21 protein-coding genes are annotated in these 20755 nt (G+C 63.5%); 12 read left to right on the forward strand and 9 right to left on the reverse strand.

Annotated features, from left to right (window positions below; all coding sequences use genetic code 11):
• From AC1DX4_RS14690 to pcaQ, 6 genes are all read right to left on the reverse strand, one after another.
• Positions 1-1068 carry a branched-chain amino acid ABC transporter permease gene (locus AC1DX4_RS14690; protein ID WP_477220984.1) on the reverse strand — a complete coding sequence of 356 codons (1068 nt, stop codon included), beginning with the start codon at positions 1066-1068 and terminating at the stop codon, positions 1-3.
• Positions 1065-1961 (reverse strand): branched-chain amino acid ABC transporter permease, encoded by an 897-nt coding sequence (locus tag AC1DX4_RS14695; protein ID WP_477220985.1) that lies wholly within the window; start codon positions 1959-1961, stop codon positions 1065-1067. Before AC1DX4_RS14695 ends, AC1DX4_RS14690 begins: the two co-directional genes overlap by 4 nt.
• Complete coding sequence (locus AC1DX4_RS14700) at positions 1958-2686, reverse strand: ABC transporter ATP-binding protein (protein WP_477220986.1); 729 nt, start codon at positions 2684-2686, stop codon at positions 1958-1960. Before AC1DX4_RS14700 ends, AC1DX4_RS14695 begins: the two co-directional genes overlap by 4 nt.
• Positions 2683-3426 carry an ABC transporter ATP-binding protein gene (locus AC1DX4_RS14705; protein ID WP_477221098.1) on the reverse strand — a complete coding sequence of 248 codons (744 nt, stop codon included), beginning with the start codon at positions 3424-3426 and terminating at the stop codon, positions 2683-2685. Before AC1DX4_RS14705 ends, AC1DX4_RS14700 begins: the two co-directional genes overlap by 4 nt.
• Positions 3427-3447: 21 nt before the next feature.
• Positions 3448-4764: an ABC transporter substrate-binding protein gene (locus AC1DX4_RS14710; protein ID WP_477220987.1), complete on the reverse strand. Its 1317-nt coding sequence runs from the start codon at positions 4762-4764 to the stop codon at positions 3448-3450.
• A 141-nt stretch (positions 4765-4905) separates the two neighbouring features.
• Entirely contained in the window at positions 4906-5823 is a 918-nt protein-coding gene (gene pcaQ / locus AC1DX4_RS14715) for a pca operon transcription factor PcaQ (RefSeq protein WP_477220988.1), read from the reverse strand.
• A 93-nt stretch (positions 5824-5916) separates the two neighbouring features.
• Between pcaQ and pcaD the strand changes: the two genes are divergently transcribed.
• From pcaD to AC1DX4_RS14750, 7 genes are all read left to right on the forward strand, one after another.
• On the forward strand, positions 5917-6726 hold the full coding sequence (gene pcaD, locus AC1DX4_RS14720; protein ID WP_477220989.1) for a 3-oxoadipate enol-lactonase: 810 nt from the start codon (positions 5917-5919) through the stop codon (positions 6724-6726).
• The gene (gene pcaC / locus AC1DX4_RS14725; RefSeq protein WP_477220990.1) at positions 6719-7126 is read left to right on the forward strand and encodes a 4-carboxymuconolactone decarboxylase; all 408 of its coding nucleotides are present in this window, start codon (positions 6719-6721) and stop codon (positions 7124-7126) included. Before pcaD ends, pcaC begins: the two co-directional genes overlap by 8 nt.
• Positions 7116-7871: a protocatechuate 3,4-dioxygenase subunit beta gene (gene pcaH / locus AC1DX4_RS14730; RefSeq protein ID WP_477220991.1), complete on the forward strand. Its 756-nt coding sequence runs from the start codon at positions 7116-7118 to the stop codon at positions 7869-7871. Before pcaC ends, pcaH begins: the two co-directional genes overlap by 11 nt.
• Complete coding sequence (gene pcaG, locus AC1DX4_RS14735; protein ID WP_477220992.1) at positions 7871-8485, forward strand: protocatechuate 3,4-dioxygenase subunit alpha; 615 nt, start codon at positions 7871-7873, stop codon at positions 8483-8485. Before pcaH ends, pcaG begins: the two co-directional genes overlap by 1 nt.
• 19 nt (positions 8486-8504) lie before the next feature.
• The gene (locus AC1DX4_RS14740; protein WP_477220993.1) at positions 8505-9557 is read left to right on the forward strand and encodes a 3-carboxy-cis,cis-muconate cycloisomerase; all 1053 of its coding nucleotides are present in this window, start codon (positions 8505-8507) and stop codon (positions 9555-9557) included.
• Complete coding sequence (pobA, locus tag AC1DX4_RS14745) at positions 9557-10729, forward strand: 4-hydroxybenzoate 3-monooxygenase (protein ID WP_477220994.1); 1173 nt, start codon at positions 9557-9559, stop codon at positions 10727-10729. Before AC1DX4_RS14740 ends, pobA begins: the two co-directional genes overlap by 1 nt.
• A 295-nt stretch (positions 10730-11024) precedes the next feature.
• A complete protein-coding gene (locus AC1DX4_RS14750; RefSeq protein WP_477220995.1) occupies positions 11025-12059 on the forward strand; it encodes a LacI family DNA-binding transcriptional regulator in 1035 nt (344 codons plus the stop codon).
• Here AC1DX4_RS14750 and AC1DX4_RS14755 read toward each other — a convergent pair.
• The 3 genes from AC1DX4_RS14755 to AC1DX4_RS14765 all read right to left on the reverse strand — a co-directional run bounded on the left by AC1DX4_RS14755 (position 12047) and on the right by AC1DX4_RS14765 (position 15200).
• Positions 12047-12997, reverse strand: coding sequence for an alpha/beta hydrolase (locus AC1DX4_RS14755; RefSeq protein ID WP_477220996.1), 951 nt, complete (start codon positions 12995-12997; stop codon positions 12047-12049). The two genes, AC1DX4_RS14750 and AC1DX4_RS14755, sit on opposite strands and share 13 nt — an antisense overlap.
• A gap of 23 nt (positions 12998-13020) precedes the next feature.
• Positions 13021-14169: a Gfo/Idh/MocA family protein gene (locus AC1DX4_RS14760; protein ID WP_477220997.1), complete on the reverse strand. Its 1149-nt coding sequence runs from the start codon at positions 14167-14169 to the stop codon at positions 13021-13023.
• A gap of 269 nt (positions 14170-14438) precedes the next feature.
• A complete protein-coding gene (locus AC1DX4_RS14765) occupies positions 14439-15200 on the reverse strand; it encodes a DeoR/GlpR family DNA-binding transcription regulator (RefSeq protein WP_477220998.1) in 762 nt (253 codons plus the stop codon).
• 162 nt (positions 15201-15362) lie between these two features.
• On the opposite strand from AC1DX4_RS14765, the gene AC1DX4_RS14770 reads away from it, so the two are divergent.
• From AC1DX4_RS14770 to AC1DX4_RS14790, 5 genes are all read left to right on the forward strand, one after another.
• Positions 15363-16163, forward strand: coding sequence for an aldolase (locus AC1DX4_RS14770; RefSeq protein ID WP_477220999.1), 801 nt, complete (start codon positions 15363-15365; stop codon positions 16161-16163).
• 3 nt (positions 16164-16166) lie between these two features.
• Positions 16167-17117, forward strand: a complete 951-nt coding sequence (locus AC1DX4_RS14775; RefSeq protein ID WP_477221000.1) for a PfkB family carbohydrate kinase — start codon at positions 16167-16169, stop codon at positions 17115-17117.
• Positions 17118-17205: 88 nt separating this feature from the next.
• The gene (locus AC1DX4_RS14780; RefSeq protein ID WP_477221001.1) at positions 17206-18351 is read left to right on the forward strand and encodes an ABC transporter ATP-binding protein; all 1146 of its coding nucleotides are present in this window, start codon (positions 17206-17208) and stop codon (positions 18349-18351) included.
• A 120-nt stretch (positions 18352-18471) separates the two neighbouring features.
• Complete coding sequence (locus AC1DX4_RS14785; RefSeq protein WP_477221002.1) at positions 18472-19719, forward strand: ABC transporter substrate-binding protein; 1248 nt, start codon at positions 18472-18474, stop codon at positions 19717-19719.
• A gap of 134 nt (positions 19720-19853) precedes the next feature.
• Entirely contained in the window at positions 19854-20750 is an 897-nt protein-coding gene (locus AC1DX4_RS14790) for a carbohydrate ABC transporter permease (protein WP_477221003.1), read from the forward strand.
• The last annotated feature ends 5 nt before the right edge of the window (positions 20751-20755 follow it).

Consider the following 20755-nt stretch of genomic DNA (forward strand, 5'->3'; position numbering starts at 1 on the left):
TCATGCCTTCTCCTGATGCTGTGGGGTTCGCTCCGGCGAGGGCGTGATGCCGTCATCGGCCGGCGCATTTCCAGGAAGCCTGACGCGGTAGCCCACCGGCAGCAGGCGCAGGCCAAAGCGCTCCTCGATCGTCCCCCACAGGCCGCGCGGCAGGAAGAGCGAGAACAGTACGGCCGTGGCGCCAAGGCCGACCAGGTACCAGACGCCTGTGCCGCCGAACCACGTCTCGATAAGGAAGAACACCAGCGCGCCCAAAATGGCGCCCTCGAACGTGCCGATGCCGCCGACCAGCACCATGAAGATCATGTAGGCGGTCCACTGCACGTTGAAGTAGGTCTTCGGCTGGAAGGTAATGGAGGTCGCCAGCCACAGCGCGCCGGCAATGCCGATGCCGAAGGCGGCAAGCACGAACAGCAGCCGCTTGGTGCCGGTGACACGCACGCCGACCGAGGCGGCGGCGTCCTCATTGTCGCGGATGGCGCGGATTGCCGCACCGGTGCTGCCGCGCAGCACGCCGAACAGGATGGCGAGCAGCGCCGTCATGGAGGCCAGCGCCAGCCAATAGATCGTCGCCCGCCTGGTGCCGGCGTCGTAGACGTTGAGCGAGATCAGCGACGTGCCGGTTTCGCCCTGCACCAGCCGGTCGAGATTGACGAGCAGATGCGTCAGCGCCGCGATCACCCACATGCCGATGGCGAACTCGCCATTCCTCAGCCTCAGCATGAACAGCGACAGCGGCCAGGAGATCGCGCCGACGACAACAGCCGAAACGAAAAGCGAGGCGAAAGGGTTGAGCCCGGCATTGGCCAACCGGATGGCGAAATAGGCGCCGAGCCCGAAGAACACCTGCTGGCCGACCGAGACCAGGCCGCCGAAGCCGGCGAGAGCGTTCCACATCGCCGCCAGGATCACGTAGATGAACAGCGCGGTCATGCGGTCGACCGCGCCGGCCGACAGGAACTGCGGTGCGATCGCAAGCAGTGCGATGATGACGGCGACCGCAATCGTCGCGATCCGCGATGCCGCCGTGCCGCGTTCGATAACCGGCGAGGTCGAGACAGCGCTCATGACGCGCTCCGGGACGGCAGGCGCAGCAGGCCGCGCAGGCCAAGGCCTGATGTCGAAAGCCGCACGAACAGCACGACAAGGAAGACGGCATGGCCGCCGATCAGAAAGCCCTGCGGATGCACTTGCGCGCCAAGTGTCTGCGCAAGCGCCAGCACGATGCCGCCGATCAGCGTTCCCCACAGCGAACCGGCGCCGCCGATGACCGCGGCCTCGAAGGCGAACAGCAATTGCGGTGCGCCGGCATAGGGATCGAAGGTGGCGCGCATGCCGAGGAAGGCGCCGGCAAGGCCGACGGTGACCATGGCGATGGCAGCGGCGATAGCGTTGGCGCGGCGTGCGTCGACGCCGACCAGTCCGGCTGTGTCAGGGTCTTCCGACGTGGCGCGGATCGAGCGGCCGAGCCTGGTGCGGGTGAGGAACAGCTGCAGCCCGCCAAGCAGGATCACGGCGGTGGCAAACATGATCACGGCGAGCTTGCCGACATAGATGCTGCCCGGCCATTCCCAGGAATCATAGGACAGGCTGCCGATATAGGGCGCCAGCGAACGCGTATCGGCGCCGAACTGCTCGAACAGCATGTTGTCGATGACGATGGCCAGCCCAAACGTGGTTAGGATCGGCAGCAGCGCCCCGCCGCGCGCGCTGCGGTCGAGCAGGAAGCGCTGCAACGCCCAGCCGATCGCCGCCATCAGAGGCAGCACGATAAGCAGGCCGAGGAACGGCGAGATATGGAACCGCGAGGCGAGCCACCACAGCGCAAAGGCAGCGAACACGGCCAGGCTGCCATGGGCGAGGTTGATGATGCGCATCACCGAAAACATGAAGGACAGGCCGCAGGCGATCAGCGCGTAGTAGCCGCCAAGCAGAATGCCCTGGATGATCTGGTTGCTCATGCCGGAACGCTCCCGGAGCTTTTCCGGTGCAGGCCGAAATAGGCCTTTGTCACATCGTCACGCGAAACCGTCTTGCTCGGGCCTTCCAGCGCGACGCGCCCTTCGAGCATGCAGATGACCCTGTCGGATACTGAGAGTGCGCGGTTGAGGTCCTGTTCGACGAGGATGATCGTCGTTCCGGAAGCGATCAATCCCTGAAGGGCTGCATAGACGCGGTCGACGATCAGCGGCGACAGGCCAAGCGAAACCTCGTCGAGCAGCAGCACGTCGGGATTGCTCATCAGCGCCCGGCCGATCGCCGTCGCCTGTTGCTCGCCGCCTGAAAGATGGCCAGTCTTGGCATGACGGCGCGGCTTCAGATTGGGGAACATTTCGAGCACTCTGTCGACGCTCCAATCGCCCGCCCGGCCGGCGGTCTTGCCGAGCAGTAGGTTTTCTTCCACCGTCATCTGCACGAACAGCTTTCGCCCTTCCGGCACCAGCGCGATGCCCATGCCGACGCGCCTGTGCGACGGCACATCGGTCATATCAGCGCCGTTCAACAGCACGCGGCCGGCCGCCGGCTGGTGCGCGCCGGCGATTGCTCTGAGCAGCGTCGTCTTGCCGGCGCCATTGGCGCCGACCAGCGCCAGCGTCTCGCTGCGTTCGATGGCGAAGCTCACGCCGCGCACCGCCTGAAACAGGCCATGCCGGACAACCAGGTTCTCGACCGACAGCAGGCTCATTTCGGGCCTCCGCCGAGATAGGCGCGCACGACCTCGGGATCGGTCATCACGGCTTGCGGCTCGCCGTCGGCGATGATTTTTCCCGCATCCATGCAGATCAGCCGTTCGGCCACCTGCAGCAGGATGTGGACGATGTGCTCGATCCAGACGATGCCGATCTTGCGCCGGCGCAATTCCTTGATCGTGTCGACAAGCTCACTGGCTTCGCCGTCGGTCAGCCCGCCGCCGATCTCGTCCAGCAGCAGCAGCGTTGGTCGCGCGGCAAGCGCCCGTGCCAGTTCCAGCCGCTTGCGGTCGAGCAGGCCGAGCGTCTCGGCGCGCCGGTTGGCAACGCCCAGCATGCCGCACAGTTTCAGCGAGCCGAGCGCCTCCTCATAGGCCTCGTCACGGCCAAGTCCGGCGCCATGCGAGGCGGCAACGAAGACATTTTCGAAGGTGGTCATGCCACTGAACGGTTTGGGCACCTGATGCGTGCGCACCAGCCCGAGCCGGCAGCGCTGCGTCGCCGGCAGCGCCGTCACTTCATCGCCTTTGAAGCGGACCGTACCCGAGCTCGGCGGAAAGGCGCCCGAAAGCACGCTGAGCAGCGTCGTCTTGCCGGCACCGTTCGGGCCGACAATGCCGACTGCATCGTCGGCACCCATCGCAAAGTCGACGGCATCCAGCACCACAAGCGCGCCGAAGCGCTTGTGGATGCGGGCGGCAGTGAGAACAGCCTGTTGTTGCGGATGGGTCACCAGGCGATCCTCGTCAGCGGTCCATCAGCCGTTGTAAGGCAGAAGCTTGGCTTCGACGGGCACCTTCGGATCGGTGGCGTTCTCAGTCACCACATAATCGAGCGGGAATTTGCTGCCTTCCTTGGCCGCGACCCACTGCGTGCCGATGATCGGACCGGGCGACACATTGGCCACCGGGCCGCTGGTGAAATCGACCTTGCCGATCATGGTCTCGGTCTTCAGCGTGCTCAGCGCCTTGGCCACCGCCGCCTTGTCCTTGGCGTCGGTGCTGGCCTTCAGCGCTTCGAAGCCGGCGTCGAGCAGCGACATCGAGGCGCCGAGCTGCTGCGTCCACTGCTTGCCGCTCGCCGCCTCATAGCCGTCGGCCAGCTCGGTGCCCGAAACGCCGGTCAGCGGCGACTTGTAGGGGAAGGCCTTGTGCCAATAGGCGGCGCTCGAAATCTTCATGCCGAGATCGCCAAGCGCCTCGATGTCCGATGGGAACAGCCCGGTCTTGGCGACCTGGCAGATCTTGATCTGCTTGATCAATCCTTGCTGCGCCGCCTGGCGCCAGAACGCGGCGAAGTCCGGCGGGATCGGGAAGGAGTTGAAGATCTCGACGCCTTCCTGCTTGAACAGCGCGATCTGCGAGGAATAGTCGGTGGTTCCGGTCTCGTAGGCGCCCGGATCGACGATCGTAAAACCTTGCTTGGCCAGCAGCGGCGCCAGATTGGCGCGGATGGCGTTGCCGTCGGCGTCGTTGGGATACATGACGCCGACCTTCTTGTTGGTCTCGATCAGGTTCCACTGCGAGATGTAGGTCTTGAAGAACTCGCCGACGCCGAAGCCGAAATGATAGGTCCATTTGAACGGCGAGGGCGCGCCGGGCTTGGCGCCACGGCCGAAATACCAGGCCTCCCACGGCATGACCGTCGAAAGGCAGGGCACGCCGGCGGCCTCGCAGGCGTCGGCCACCGGATTGATCACCTCCGGCGTCGACACCGCCAGCATCAGGTCGATGGCCTGGTTGTTGATCAGGTCCTTGGCGAGCTGGCCCGCGCGCGACGGATCCGATTGCGTGTCCTGGTCGAGGATTTCGACGCTGTATTTCTTGCCGCCGATCTCAAGACCGCCGGCCAGCGCCTTGCGCGCCAGATCGAGCACATAGCCGTCGGTCTGGCCGAAACCGGCCAGCGGCCCGGTGCGCGGACTGACGAAGCCGACCTTGAGCGTGTCGCCTGCCTGGGCGAAGGCCTTGCGGCCGCCAAGCGTGAGCGCCGCGCCGCCGGCAATCGAGGTGGCGACGAACTGGCGCCGCGAAATGCCGCGAATGCTGGATTTGCTGCCGATAGAATAGGTCATGCGTTCCTCCCTCTGTGCTCCTCCATCGGCACAGTGCACCAGCGTTTTGGTTCGGTAAAATGATATTTTGCGGTGTTTCATTAACCCCAGGGTTAGGAGAGTCCCGACCAAGACGGAACCCGGTCCGAACAGTCCGACGCCTCATTTGACCGGTCTGGCCGCCTCGCGAATGGTCTGCAGCAGGATGGTGAAAGCCGGCGAGGGGGCAGTATCGGTGCGCATCGTCAGGCCGACCGGTCCCTTGGTTTCGTCGGTGTCGACCGGCAAGGCGACAAAGGCGCCGCTGGCGATCTCGTTGGCTACCACGCCGGCCGAAATGATCCAAACCGCATTGCTCTGCCGCATGAAAGAGCGGCCAAACGAATCCGAGACCGTCTCGATCTCGGTGGCCGGCGCGGTCATGCCGTTGGTGATGAACAGGCGATCGACAAAGGGACGGATGACGGATTCCCGGGTCGGCATCAGCACCGGGAATTCGTCGAGCCTGGCGAAGATGTCAGCCTCCGGCTCCAACAGCGGATGTCCGGCCCGCACCACGAACAGCACCTGTTCGGAATAGAGGTGCTCGAAGAAGAAGCCGGTCATGTTTTCGGGCGCGGCCAGCCGTCCGACGACGAGATCGAGCGCGCCGGTGCGCAATTGTTCGAGCAGCACGGCGTTCTCGCCGGTGACGATCTTGATCGCGGCGCCGGTGTTTTCCCCGAGGAACAGGCTCATGGCCCGCGGCATGACTTTGGCCGACACTGTCGGCAGCGCGCCGATGCGGATCGGATGGCGATTGACGGCGCCATCCTGGCGAACGGAATCGACGCCGCGCTTCAAGGCCGTAATCGCCGAGCCGGCATGGCCAAGGAAGATTTCGCCGAGCCTTGTGACCCGGATGCCGCGCCCGTCACGTTCGACAACGGCGACACCGAGCGCCTCTTCCAGTTCACGCAACGTCTTGGTCACCGCCGGCGCGCTGACATGCAGGAAGTCGGCGGCGCGGGCCACGCTGCCCTGCCGCGCGACTTCCAGGAAAGCCTGTAGGTGACGGAAGCGGATGCGGCTCTCGGACATGGATTTGATAACCCCTGAGTTAATGAAACGGCGCAAAATATCATTTTACCGAACCAAATGCCTTGTGCAATGTGGGGGTGGAGGATCGAAATCGTGCCATTCGTCACCATCGGCGGCATCACGCTGCATCATCGCCACGTCAAGGCGGCCGGCAATGCGCCCCCGATCATATTCATCAATTCGCTGGGCACCGACTTCCGCATCTGGGACGAGATCGTCGCCGCACTGGATGGCGAAATGCCCTTGCTGGTCTATGACAAGCGCGGCCACGGGCTGTCCGACATCGGTGATATCAGGTCGATCGACGATCATGTCGACGATCTCTCGGCGCTCATCGATCATTTCGGGTTGGAGAAGGTGGTGCTGTGCGGCCTGTCGGTCGGCGGCATGGTCGCGCAAGGGCTCTATGCCAGGCGGCCGGAGATCGTCGAGGCCATGATCCTGTGCGACACGGCCCACAAGATCGGCACGACGGACAGCTGGAACACCCGCATCGCAACCGTCAAAAGCAAGGGCATCCAGGCCATTGCCGACGGCGTGTTCAAAGTGTGGTTCACCCCCGCCTTCCACGCGAACCGGGTGGCCGAGTTGGACGGCTACTGGAACATGATGACCCGGCAAGCTGTCGCCGGTTATCTCGGCACTTGCGCGGCAGTTCGCGACGCGGATTTTACCGAAGCCGCGCGCCACATCGCCGTACCGACGCTTTGCATCGCCGGAGACCAGGACGGCTCAACACCGCCCGATCTCGTCCGGTCGCTGGCTGCTCTGATTCCCGGCGCGCGTTTCGAGATCATCCGCGACGCCGGACACATTCCTTGCGTCGAACAACCCAAGGCACTGGTCGCGCTGATCCGCGATTTTGTCGCTTCGCTTGCCTCTGGAGCAGAAACCCATGGATGAAGTCCCCGCCAACGCAGCCAGATATCGCACCGGCCTCGCGGTGCGGCGGTCAGTGCTCGGCGACCGCCATGTCGACCGGGCCGAGGTCACCGCCACCGATTTCGACCAGCCTTTCCAGGAGCTGATCACCGAGGCCGCCTGGGGAACGGTGTGGGCGCGGCCGGGTCTCAGCAAGCGCGAGCGCTCGATCGTCACGCTGGCGCTGCTCGCCGCACTCGGCCATGATGAGGAGGTCGCCCTGCATGTGCGCGCCACCGCCAACACCGGTGCGACGCGCGAGGATATTTGCGAAGCGTTCCTGCATGTGGCCATCTATGCCGGCGTGCCGGCCGCCAACCGTGCCTTCAGAATAGCCAAGGACGTGTTCTCGGAAATGGACGGAGCCGACAATGCCAGCTGAGTCCGGCTCGAACCGGAGGCCCGAGACCGGTGCCTTCTTCCAGCGCGACCGGACATGGCACCCGCCGGCGCTGACGCCGGGCTACAAGAGTTCGGTGCTGCGCTCGCCGCAGAAGGCGCTTTTGTCCTTCGACAACACGCTGTCGGAAATAGCCGGACCGGTCTTCGGCCACGCCATGCTCGGTGAACTCGACGCCGACCTCATCCACAATTTCGCTAGGCCGGGCGAGAGCGCCATCGGCGAGCGCATCATCGTCCATGGCCGCGTGTTCGATGAGCGCGGCGTTGGCGTTCCCGGCGTGCTCATCGAATTCTGGCAGGCCAATGCCGGTGGCCGCTACCGCCACAAGAAGGATGGCTATCTCGCGCCACTCGACCCGAATTTCGGCGGCTGCGGCCGCACCATATCAGGCGACGATGGTGGCTACGCCTTCCGCACCGTCAAACCCGGTCCCTATCCCTGGCCGAACGGGCCCAATGACTGGCGCCCGGCCCACATCCATTTCTCGGTCTTCGGCCATGGCTTTGCCCAGCGCCTGATCACCCAGATGTATTTCGAGGGTGATCCGCTGATCTGGAAATGCCCGATCGTGCGCGGCATCGCTGACAAGGCGGCCATCGAGGCCCTGACGGCCATTCTCGACACGCAGGCGACGATCCCGATGGACGCGCTCGCCTACAGGTTCGACATCGTGCTGCGCGGCCGCCGTTCGTCGCTGTTCGAAAACCGGCTGGAGGGCAATTGATGGCGCAATCGCTCGACCGGCTCAGGGAAAGCCCCTCGCAGACCGCGGGACCCTACGTCCATATCGGGCTGACACCGAATTTCTGCGGCATTAGCGGCGTCTATGCGACCGATCTCGGCGCGACCATGGTCAACGACAAGACCAAGGGCGAGCGCGTCGGTCTCAAGATCCGGGTGCTGGACGGCACCGGCACGCCGCTCAAGGACGCGTTGATCGAGATCTGGCAGGCGGACGCCGACGGGCTTTACAATTCCCCGGCCGAATTGCGCGGCGCCGCCGATCCGAACTTTTTCGGCTGGGGCCGTTGCCCGACCGATATGGAAACAGGCGTCTGCGCCTTCGAGACGATCAAGCCGGGTCGCGTGCCGTTCAGGGATGGTCGCCTGATGGCGCCGCACATCACGCTCTGGATCGTCGCGCGCGGCATCAATCTCGGCCTGCACACGCGGCTCTATTTTTCCGATGAGGAAAAGGCCAATGCCGGGGATCCGATCCTGACGCGCATCGAGCACCGTATCCGCGTGCCGACGCTGATCGCCGAGCGCCAGGGCGACACCTACGTCTTCGACGTCCATCTCCAGGGGGAGAAGGAAACGGTCTTCTTCGACAGCTGATGGTCAGGAGGAGCAGGACATGACCGTATCGCCCTTCGACCATCCATTGCTGTCAGCTCTCCTCGGTGACGAGGAAGCATCGAGGCATTTTTCCGTCGACGCGGAAATCGAGGCGGCGCTGGCGTTCGAGAGCGCGCTGGCGGAAGCGGAGGCCGAAAACGGGATCATCGCCAGGGATGCCGCGGCGGCGATCGTGGCGGCGCTTGGTACCTTCCGCCCGGACACCGCCTTGCTCAGGGCAGGCATCGCCAAGGACGGCGTCATGATGCCGGAATTGGTGCGCCAGATCAGGGCTGCGGTCGGCGAACCGCATGGCGACAAGGTGCATTTCGGTGCGACCAGCCAGGACGTCATCGACACGAGCCTGGTGCTCCGGCTGAAATCCGTCGCCGAGCATCTCGGCCTGCTGCTGACCGAGACCATCATACGGCTCACCTCGCTGGAAGAACGCTTCGGGGGCAGGGCGCTGACCGGAATGACCCGCATGCAGCCAGCAATTCCGATCAAGGTGGCGGATCGCGTGAACGCCTGGCGGGCGCCGCTGCAACGGCATCAGGAAAGACTGTCGAAGCAGTCCAGACGTCTGCTGGTGGTGCAGTTCGGCGGTGCCGCCGGCACGCTGGAAAAGCTTGGCGACAAGGGGCAGGCCGTGCGAGCGACCCTCGCGGCAAAACTCGATCTTGGCGACGCGCCGCAATGGCATAGCCAGCGCGACGCGCTCGCCGACTTCGCCGGCTGGCTGTCGCTGGTGAGTGGCAGCCTCGGCAAGTTCGGCCAGGACATTGCACTGATGGCGCAGGGTGGAACCGACATAGAACTGTCCGGGGGTGGCGGTTCGTCAGCCATGCCGCACAAGCAGAACCCGGTGAAGGCCGAAGCGCTGCTGGCGCTCGCCCGCTTCAACGCCACGCAGCTTTCCGGCATGCATCAGGCGCTGGTGCATGAACAGGAGCGCTCGGGTGCCGCCTGGACGCTGGAATGGCTGCTGCTGCCGCAGATGGTCGTCGCCACCGCCGCGTCGCTGCGCCTCGCCGCCGAACTGACCGCGCAGATCGAAAGCCTCGGCCACTGATGCGCACCCAGGTCGCCATAATCGGGTCCGGACCCTCCGGCCTGCTGCTTGGGCAGCTTCTGGCTGGCATCGGCGTCGAGACCGTCATTCTGGAGCGCTCGAGCCGCGACCACGTGCTCGGCCGCGTGCGGGCAGGGGTGCTCGAACAAGGCACGGTCGAATTGCTGGAGGAGGCTGGTGCTGCCGCAAGGCTGCATGCCGAAGGTTTGCCGCATTCCGGCATTTCGCTGGCTTTCGACGGGCGCCTGCATCGCATCGATCTCGCGGCGCTCACCGGCGGCAAGCACGTCACCGTCTACGGCCAGACCGAAGTGACGCATGATTTGATGGACAAGCGCGAGGCGGCCGGCCTCGTCACCGTCTACGAGGCCGCCAATGTTGCGCTGCAGGATTTCGACGGCGAAGCGCCTTTCGTCACCTACGACAAGGACGGCGTCAGCCATCGCATCGATTGCGACTTCATCGCCGGCTGCGATGGCTATCATGGCGTCAGCCGCAAATCGGTGCCGGAGCGCGCGCTGAAAACCTTCGAGTGGCAGTATCCGTTCGGCTGGCTCGGCGTGCTGGCCGAGGTGCCGCCGGCCGATCACGAACTGGTCTACGCCAATCACGAGCGGGGTTTTGCGTTGTGCTCGATGCGCTCGACGCACCGCAGCCGCTACTATGTTCAGTGCCCGCAGGACGATCGCGTCGAGGCATGGTCCGACGATCGCTTCTGGGACGAGTTGCGCCGCCGCTTGCCCGAACAGACGGCCGCAAGCGTCACCACCGGGCCGTCCTTCGAAAAGTCGATCGCGCCTTTGCGCTCCTTCGTTGCCGAGCCGATGCGCTTCGGCCGGCTGTTCCTGGTTGGCGACGCCGCCCACATCGTGCCGCCGACCGGCGCCAAGGGCCTCAACCTCGCCGCCAGCGATGTGCGCTATCTCTTCGCCGGTTTGCGCGATTACTACCGCGACAAATCCATGGTTGGCATCGACGCCTATTCAGCCAAGGCATTGGCGCGCGTCTGGAAGGCGGTGCGCTTCTCCTGGTGGATGACGACCATGCTGCACCGTTTTCCCGACACCGGCGACTTCGGCCAGCGCATCCAGGAAGCAGAACTGGACTACCTCGTGCAGTCGCAGGCCGCATCGACCGCGCTCGCCGAGAACTATGTTGGGTTGCCCTATTGAGGGCAGCTATCCCTTGATCGCCGAGCCGACGATGGGATCGACGAAGAAGCGCTGCAGGAAGACGAACAGGATAAGCGGCGGCAGCACGCTGAGCGTGTCCGTGCAGGCTCGAAGCCCAGGTTTTCATTTTCAGAACGCCAACAAATAATTTGACGCGCGAAACTCTTTTGCGTTGTAGTGGAAACGCGAAAATTTGACGGAAAAAATTCGTCAAGCAATGCTGCCTCACGACAACGGCCGCAAGACTGATTCTGGCCGGACCGGAAAGTTGGCGGGCGCGGGCAAAGGAATATCGATGGCGGAGAAGACCCACCGCACGATGGATGATTTCGCCAGGGCGTCCGGCGTTTCGCGGCCGACCCTGTCGAAATATTTCGACGATCCGGCCAGCGTGAAGCCGGCGACGCGGGCGCGTATCGAGGCGGCGCTGCGCTCCTCGGATTATCAGCCCAACGTTTTCGCGCGCAATCTCAACCGCAAACGCACCCGCAATGTCGGCATCGTCGTGCCGACGATTGCCGATCCGTTCTATGCCGAGATGGTCAGCCGCATCGAACTGCGCTGCCGCGACGAGGGGTTCTGGCCGATCGTCATCTCCTCGCACGGTTCGCCGAAGCTGGAGGCGGAATCGGTCAGGACGCTGATGTCGCTGAAGGTCGCCGGCGCCATCGTAGCGCCGCTGGGGTCGGTCTCCGAACCCGGCGTCTTCGAGCGGATGAGCGAAGAGATTCCGATCGTCTATTTCGACACCTATATCGAGGGCGACACGCCTTTCGTCGGCAACGACAACCACCAGAGCACGTCGACAATCGTCGACTATCTCTGCCGGTCGGGCGAGCCGCCGGTCTATGTCGACATTCCGCACGTCAATCACAATTCAGGCGAGCGCCTGCAGAGCTATATCGAGACGATGCGAGCCGCCGGCCTGGAGCCTGTCGTTCTCGAGGCGGCGGGCGGCTACAACTGGGACTTCGAGCGCATCGGCCATGAATGGATGGAGCGGACGCTCGAGAAAGGCGGCTTGCCGGCGCGCACGCTGCTGTGCGCCAACGACCGTCTCGCCTTCGGCGTCATGGCGGCGGCTTTTTCGCGCGGGCTGAAGATCGGCCGCCGGGCCGATTGCGACTTCCGTGTCGCGGCCCACGACGACCATCCGCTGAGCCGCTACACCTGTCCGGCGCTGACCACCATGGCGCAGGATTTCGCCGCCATGGCCGGCCGCAGCGTCGAGATGCTGCTGGCCTTGCTCGACGAGGCCGATCCGCCTGGCCAGGGCCTGGCGCGCAACGTCAAGCTCGGTGCGACGCTGGTGATGCGTCAGTCGGCCTGAGCGGGCGTCTGCAATTTGAGCCAGGCAGCCGCCTCGCTCACCGCCGGTCGCGCAGCCGGTATATGGCGGCCCATCGAGACGAAGCCGTGGATCTGACCCGGCCAGTGCCGCAGGACCGTTGGCACGCCTTCGGCGCGCAGGCGTTCGGCATAGGCCATGCCTTCGTCGGCAAGGATGTCGTGACCGGCGATCACGACAAATGTCGGTGCGGCGCCGGCGAGGCTTGACGCCAGCAGCGGCGAGACGCGCCAATCCGTGATGTCGTCTGGTGTTCGCACATAGTGATCGCGGAACCACGCCATGGTCGCGGCGGTGAGCCCGAAGCCGTCGCCGAAGCGCCGATAGCTGTCCGCGGTCTGGCGGGCATCGGTGTTGGGATAGATCAGGATCTGGGCGGCAAGCGGCGGCGCCAGCCCGTCACGGGCAAGCAAAGCCAGAACGGCGGCAAGGTTGCCGCCGGCGCTGTCGCCGCCAACGCAGATGCGGGCCGGGTCGATGCCCAGTTCCCCGGCGTTTTCCGCCATGAAGCGCAACGCTGCCGCGCAGTCTTCGAGCCCATCCGGAAATTTGTGCTCCGGCGCCAGCCGGTAATCGACGCAGACCACGACGGTGTTGCCCAGATTGGCCAGCCAGCGGCAGATCTCGTCATGCGAGGAGAGATTGCCGATGACCCAGCCGCCACCATGCAGATAGAGCACGGCGCGTGCCCCGGTCCGTGGCGCGCCGATGCCGCGATGGATGCGGATCGTGAGCGGGCCGTTCGGCCCGTCGATCTCTTGCTGCGAGGTCACTGCCACCGGCTCGTGCTCGCCCTGCTGTGTCGGGAACCACGCGTTATGGGCGGCCCGGGCCGCCGCTACGCTGCCGTTTTCGAACGGCTCGCCACCGCCCGCACGGCCGATTTCGAGGATGCGCAAAGCATCAGGGTCGAGCGTCATTACCATCTCCGCCGTCACTGCGCCTAGGCGAGCAGGCTGCTTGCTTCGTCCTCGGTCAGCAGCGCCGGCTGGACGACATCGCCGGCAATGGCGACCGAGCTCTTCGTTTCGCCCGAATTCAGGATCGCCTCCATGATCTCCAGCACATGCAGCGCCAGATTGCCGGACGCGCGCGGTGTTGCACCCGTCTTCAGTGAGCGCACCAGATCGGCGACGCCGAGCATGCGATAATTGGCGCGGTCAGGTGCCGCGTAAGGCCAGTTGCGGGCGCCGTAGAGTTCGCCTTCGCTGGCGAAATCCTTCCAGTCCGCGCCGCGTTCGGACAGCGACACCGTGCCGCCGAACGTGTCGGGATCGGGCAGGCGCAACGAGCCTTCGGTGCCGTGCAGTTCGATCGGATGGTTGGAATGCTTGAAGACATCCCACGAGGCGCCGAAGGTGACGGTGGCGCCCGAGCGGAATTCGAGCAGCGACAGCACATTGGTCGGCGTGCCGACCTTGAAGGTCGTGTTCTTGAACGGCCCTTCGGCAGTGATCCGCCTTTCCTCCTGGCCCTTGGTCGCCATTGCCATCACCCGCGCGACAGGGCCGAGCAGATTGACCAGCATGGTCAGGTAGTAAGGACCCATGTCGAACACCGGGCCGCCGCCCGGCTGGTAGTAGAATTGCGGGTTGGGGTGCCAGTGCTCCATGCCGCGCCCCATCATGAAGGCGGTGCCGGTGACCGGGCGGCCAATGGCGCCATCGTCCATCAGGCGGCGCGCCCGGCGTCCGGCGGCGCCAAGGAACGTATCCGGCGCCGAGCCGAGCAGCACGCCGCGCTTGGCGGCCTCGGCTACCAGGCGACGCCCGTCGCTGGCGGACGTTGCCAGCGGCTTTTCGGTGAAGACGTGTTTTCCCGCCGAAAGCGCGGAAAACGAAATGTCGAAATGCGCCGCGGGAATGGTCAGGTTGAGGACGAGATCGATCTCGGGGTCGGCCAGCAGCGCATCGACGCCGAGCGCCCGGATGCCATATTCCTTGGCCCGCAGCGCCGCCATGTCGGCCGAAATATCGGCGCATGCGCGCAACTCTATGCCCCCGAAGAGGGCGGCATTGCGCAAATAGGTCATCGAGATGTTGCCGCATCCGATGACACCGATTCCGAGCTTCGCCGTTGATTTTCCCTGCATTTTTGGCCGTACCTCCCAACTTCGTCATGCTCTGCTGGATCCGCTGCGCCGGCAACGGATCATTCTGGGAACGCGCTATACAACATTTTAAATCTTGACGCGCGTAAAATTTTTATAGAACATGCGAAAATGCTGGCGCGATATCGGGAGGCTGCCAGCCCTTGGGAGGAGAAAATGACCGACATGAAAAAACGGCCGACTGCCGATGCGAATCCCGTGGGTCATGCGTGCATTGGATATTCCCGTGGCAGCCAGGGACCGCGACGGGGTCAGGCATAGATCACCTTGGCCCCCGTCCTATCAAGCTGGCTGCGTATCGGGCCGGACAGGCCATCGTCGGTGATCACAACATCGACGCTCGACAGCGAAAAAGCCTTGGAGGTCCCGCTGACGCCCCACTTGCTCGAATCCGCGAGCAGGACAACGCGCCGGGCCATGCGCAAGAGGTTTCGCTTCGTTCGCGCCATGTCTTCGTTCACGTCGACCACATCCAGTGACGAGTCAATCGCATGCGCTCCAACAAAGACCTGATGCGCCACCAAGCCGCCGAGAGCCGTGTCGGCATCGGTGATCAGCGTGCTCACCGTGTCTGGATAGACCCGGCCACCGATCATGTGAACGTCGAGGCCTGGCCGATGCATCAGATGCTGCACGATATTCATCGCCGTGGCCGCGACCACGACATTGCTGAGCGGCGGTAACAGCATGGCAACCTGCATCAATGTCGAGCCGCCGTCGAAGATGACCGATTGGTTGTCCTCGAACAGGTCTACCGCTGCCCGGGCGATGCGTTTCTTTGCATCGAGGTTCGTTTGCATCCGCCGGGCGAACGCGGCCGTGGTCGAATCCGTGGTCCGGGTCACCGCCCCGCCACGGGTCTTGGTCAGCAGTCCCTTGCGATCCAGTATCTCGAGGTCGGAGCGCACCGTGACTTCCGACACGCCAAAATCGTCTGACAGGTCCTTGATGCGAACCTGTCCGCTGCGTTGCACTTCACCCAGGATCGATTGGCGTCTCTGCTCTGACAACATTGCCCTGTCCTTGCCTCCATGCGCCAGGCGATCGCCCTGGCTTCGGTTCACTCTACCAAAAATACGCGAATTCGAAAGGTTTCGAAAGATTGCATTTATCCTTTCTTTCGCAAACACTGGGTTCAGGGTTTTTATATCAATCGATTGGAGAGTTTTGGACTCATGAGCCTCGGAACCAAGGTGCGCCTGGCGCGCCTCTTCTCACATCCATCGGGGAATCTTTTTGGCGGCGCGGTCGACCACTTTGTCGGCTATGGCGACGTGCGCAAAGGAGGTCTTGCCGACCTGCCGGGCGCGCTTGCGCGCGTCATGATGGGCAAACCCGACTACGTCAGCATCCAGCCTGGCACCGCGCGCCATCTGTGGCCGCAATATGCGGGCAAGGCTGCCCTGGTGATCCAGGCCGGCTGCTTCACCCCGGACGATCGCATCAGTGAACTGATTGCAACGCCCGAGGATGCGGTGCGCGCTGGCGCCGATGCGTTGGCCGTGGCCATTCCGGTGCGCGGCGCGACCGAGGGCAAATACATACGCTGGCTGACCGATTCGGTGAATGCGGCGGCCCGTTACGGCATGCCGGTGGTGGCGCATATCTACCCTCGCGATTTCACCGACGGGGCAAAAATCGTCTTCACCCCCGACGAGATCGCCTATGCGGCGCGCATCGGCTACGAGTCCGGCGTCGACGTGATCAAGATCGGTTACACCGGCGATTTCGACTCGTTTCGAGAGACCGTTCGGACCTGCCCGGTGCCGGTTGTGATCGCCGGTGGGCCGAAGACCGACACGCTGCTCGGCGCCCTTCAGCAGACGGCGGATGCCATCCGTGCCGGCGCGCGCGGTGCCGTGGTGGGCCGTAATCTCTGGGGGCATGGCGATCCGGAAAAGGCAGCGATTGCCTTTCGAGGCGTCATCCATGACGGCCTTTCGGCGCAAGACGCCTTGGCGAAGGCGGGTGCCTGAACGATGCCCACCGTCCCTTCAATCCTCGGCTTCGGAGCTATTGCGATCGACGACATCGTCTATGTCGATCAGCCGTTGTCGGCGGGCAAGGGGAAGGTTCTGCAAAGTGCCCGTGCTTTCGGGGGAAATGTCGCGACGGCACTTGCCGCCGTCGCGCGGCTCGGCGGAAGCGCCGGGTTCGTCGGATGGCTGGGCAGTGCCGCCGATGACGCCGTGCTGTGTGATCTAATTGAGAGCGGCGTTGAAACCGCGTTCGCGCCGCGCCACGCCGACGCGCGCCCGGTGCGCTCGCGCATCACCGTCGGTTCGGATGGGGAGCGGTTCATCGCATACGACGACGACGCGATGCTGGGCACCACGCCGGACTTTCCGGACGAGGTCCTCAGCCGCGCGACCGTCCTGATCGTCGATAGTTACGGGACCGGGTCGCTGGATGTCGTGGCTCGGGCTCGGGATCTCGGCCTTGCGATCCTCGGCGATATCGAATGGAGCAGCGGCCCAGCCACGGAGCGGCTGATCGCGCTCTGCGACCACCTTATTCTTCCCCTGGGCTTTGCGCGGACCGCTACGGGCTGCCGATTGCCGGCCGAGATGCTCGATGCATTGTGGTCGCCGTCGCGATCCGCCGTGGTTCTGACCGATGGCGGTAGGGGCGTGTACTATCGAGGGCGTGAAGAGACAGGGCTCTGGCACCTGCCTCCGCACCGGGTTGCCGTCGTCGACTCGACCGGCGCCGGCGACTGCTTTCACGGCGCCTATGCCCATGCATTGACGCGCGGGGCCGACACCGCAGGCCGGGTCGCATTCGCGGCCGCGGCGGCGGCCCTTTCGATAACGGGGCGGGGCGGGCGCGAGGCGCTTCCAACCGCCGACCGGGTCACGGAACTCCTGGCATCGACGAACGCGCCGTCGGCAGTCGAACTCAGATATGCGCAACTCGATACCGGAACGTAGCTTGAAACTATCCGAGGATAAATTTCACAGGCGAAAGGGCCAAGAAGAGTAATAAAAATCAGTGGCTTAGACTTGTGGAGGGAGGAATATGGCAGAAGTCGTTCTTGAGAATATCTGCAAGACATACGGGAACAATTTTCACGCAATCGACCAATTGAACCTGTCGGTCAAGGACGGCGAGTTCTTGATTCTCGTCGGGCCGTCCGGCTGTGGCAAATCCACCGCGTTGCGGATGATCGCGGGATTGGAGGACGTCACCAGCGGCAGCCTTCGGATCGGCGGCGTCGACGTCGTCGACATGCCGCCCAAGGACCGCGACATCGCGATGGTCTTCCAGAGCTACGCCCTCTACCCGCATATGACGGTGTTCGAAAACATCGGCTTTTCGATGCGGCTGGCAGGCAAGTCGAAGGCCGAGCGCAAGAAGCGCGTGGACGAGATCGCCAAAACCCTTCAACTGACGTCTTTGCTGGACAGCAAACCCGCCAACCTTTCCGGCGGACAGCGTCAAAGGGTTGCCATGGGCCGCGCCATGGTGCGCGAGCCGGCAGCCTTTCTCATGGACGAACCCCTTTCCAATCTGGACGCGAAACTGCGTGTTCAAATGCGCGCCGAAATCACCAGCCTGCAAAAGCAACTCGGCGTCACGACCATATATGTGACCCACGACCAGACCGAAGCCATGACGATGGGCGACCGGGTCGCGGTGTTGAAAGGCGGCGTGCTGCAGCAGGTCGACACACCGAAGAGGCTCTATGAATCGCCGGTGAACGCCTTCGTTGCCGGCTTCATCGGGTCTCCTTCGATGAACCTGTTCGAGGCGACCCTGACGGGCGACGAACTGATGTCTGGCGCCTTTGCCATCCGGCTGCAGGATGCAGCCTTCGTGCGCAGGCCGGGCTTGAGGTCGTATGCGGGGCGCAAAATCGTGTTCGGGATCCGACCGGAGGATCTCTATGACAGCAGCCTCGAATCCGGCCGCAAGTATCAGACGATACCGGCAAAGGTGACCTCGATCGAAGAACTTGGATCCGAACAAATCGTCCATCTCAACATCGACGCGGTCCGGGTGGACTCCGGCGACCCGGACGCAGTGCAGGATTTCGGCTTGGCGTCGAATGCGGTGGCGAAATTCGAACCGGTCAGCACAGTCCGCTCCGGCTCGGAAATCCGGGTGGCCCTGGATGACGCCAAGCTCCATTTCTTCGATCCCGAGACGCATCTGGCGATCTGAATATCCGCGGCAAGGCCCGCAGGCGAGGGCGAGGCGCCTGCGAAGTACTCGTAAGAAGACTTCTGAATGAAGCAGACGATCGACCGCATTGTGCGGCCGATCCCAGAGAAGGAGGAGAAAATGATGTTTCGTATAAAACCCGCGATGCTGAAAATAGCCGCGGCCGCATGGTTGCTTGGCGCAACCGGCGCCATGGCGGACACGACGCTGGAATTCACCCAATGGTGGGAGCCCGAACTGCCGGCTGGCTCGCTCAGGGCAATCATGGATGACTTCGAGGCCGCAAACCCCGGAGTGAAGGTGACGCTGGTCAGCGGCCCCTACGCGACCACGCGAGACCAGATCTCGGTTGGTGCCGCAACCGGGACGCTCAGCGACGTCGTCGGTCTCGACGGTGCCTGGGTGAACAACCTGAACGCGCAGGGTGCGCTCGCCGACATGAACCCGATGATGGATGCGAGCAAGTTCGACAAAGCCCAAGTCGCCGACATCATCAAGGTGGACGGCAAGGCGGTGATGTTTCCGGTGGCTTCCTTCGTCTATCCGGTCTTCGTCAATTTGGACCTCGCCGCCCAGGCAGGCGTGACCAAGCTGCCGTCGACCCGCGCGGAGTTTCTCGAAGCCGCCAAGAAGATGACGCACGCCGACAAGAACCAGTATGGCTGGGTGCTGCCGCTGTCGCTGCAAACGCCATCCGGCGTCCAGAACGACATGATGTCGTGGGTTTGGGCTTCCGGTCAGTCGATGATGGCGGACGGCAAGCCCGCTCTCGAGGGCAAGCCAGTGGTGGACATGCTCACCTTCGTCAAATCGCTTAATGACGCCGGCACCATCTCGCCCGGCATCGCCACCAAGACCGAGCAGGAAAAGGTCGAGGAATTCGTCAATAACCGCGTCGGGATGATGATCGACTCGCTCGCGCATGTGAACCTCATCCGCAAGCGCAATCCCAATCTGAACTTCGACCTCATCCCGGTCCCGGTCGTGGAGGGCTATACGGGCAAGCGCGGCCTTCCCTATGCCTCCTGGGGCATCGGCATCTCTGCTGCCTCGAAACATCAGGAAGAGGCCTGGAAACTCGTCCAATATCTGATGAGTGAAAAGGTGAACGCCAAGCTCGTGTCGCTTGCAAACGCCTTCCCGGGCAACGTCAACGCCAAGCCCGATTTCGTGACCTCGGACAAGGCTTTCGCCAAGGCTTTTGAAATCTTCAAGACCGGTTATCTCGCCAATGAGTTCACGGGCCTGCCGGTGGCTGAAGACCTGATGACCCAGTTCGACGTGCAAGCCCAGAAGATGCTCGCCGGCGAGCAGTCTCCCGAACAAGCCGCCGCCGCCGCTCAGAAGGGCTGGATGGCGAAATTCTGATCGGCCCGTTCCCGTTTGCTATCTTCGACCGGGTGGCCTGACTTCGGGCCACCCGGCAACCACGGATCGGCAAATTGAGATGGACCTGTTTTAGAAGCTTACCTTCTCTTGAAGGCGTATCCCAAGGTTGGCACATGACCCGGCAGAAGCGCTCCCACTACAAGCTGAGACGAGCGGTCGCACCCTACCTCTATCTGTCGCCCTCGCTGCTCATAATCGGGCTTCTGATGCTGCTGCCGATGGTGACGGTGATTGGCTATTCGTTCCAGAACAGCGCGGTGCTGCGTCGCGACCCGTCCTTTGCCGGGCTGAAACACTACCAGGCGATCTTCAACGATCCGGTGTTCTGGGCTTCGCTGTGGCACACGCTCTACTTCACCTGCATGAGTGTCATTTTCCACATGACCATCGGCATGATCTTCGCGCTCATGCTGAACAGCGACCGCATCAATCCGACGCTGCGCAATATTCTGCGCGTGCTCTACATACTGCCCTGGCTGTTCACCGCGGTGATCATCGCCGTGATCTGGCGCCTGCTGCTCGAGCCGAACGGTGTCGTCAACAGCATTCTCCTGCAATTGGGCATCATCGGTTCCAAGGTCGAATGGTTTTCCTCGCCTCAGACCGCGTTGCACGCCGTCACCTTCGCCAATATCTGGGCGGGCTATCCGCTCTTCATGGTCAGCCTGCTCGCGGGTTTGCAGGGCATTCCCAAGGATTTCTACGAGGCCGCCGATATCGACGGGGCGAAGGCCTACCAGAAGCTGATTTTCATCACCATCCCGCAACTGATGCCGATCATCATCAGCATCTCGCTGCTCGACTTCATCTGGACCATGCAGGTCTTCCCGTTGATCTGGATAACGACGGGCGGTGGCCCGATCTACTCGACCGAGGTGCTGAGCACCTACACGTACAAGCTGGCGTTTTCGAGCTACAACCTGTCGCAGGCTTCGGCGAGCGCCGTGGTCATCTTGTTGATCTCTCTCGGCCTGACGCTGTTCTACATCCGCTATCAAAAGGCTCGGTAGTCACC

The organism is Mesorhizobium sp. P3_A8 (assembly GCF_056402995.1).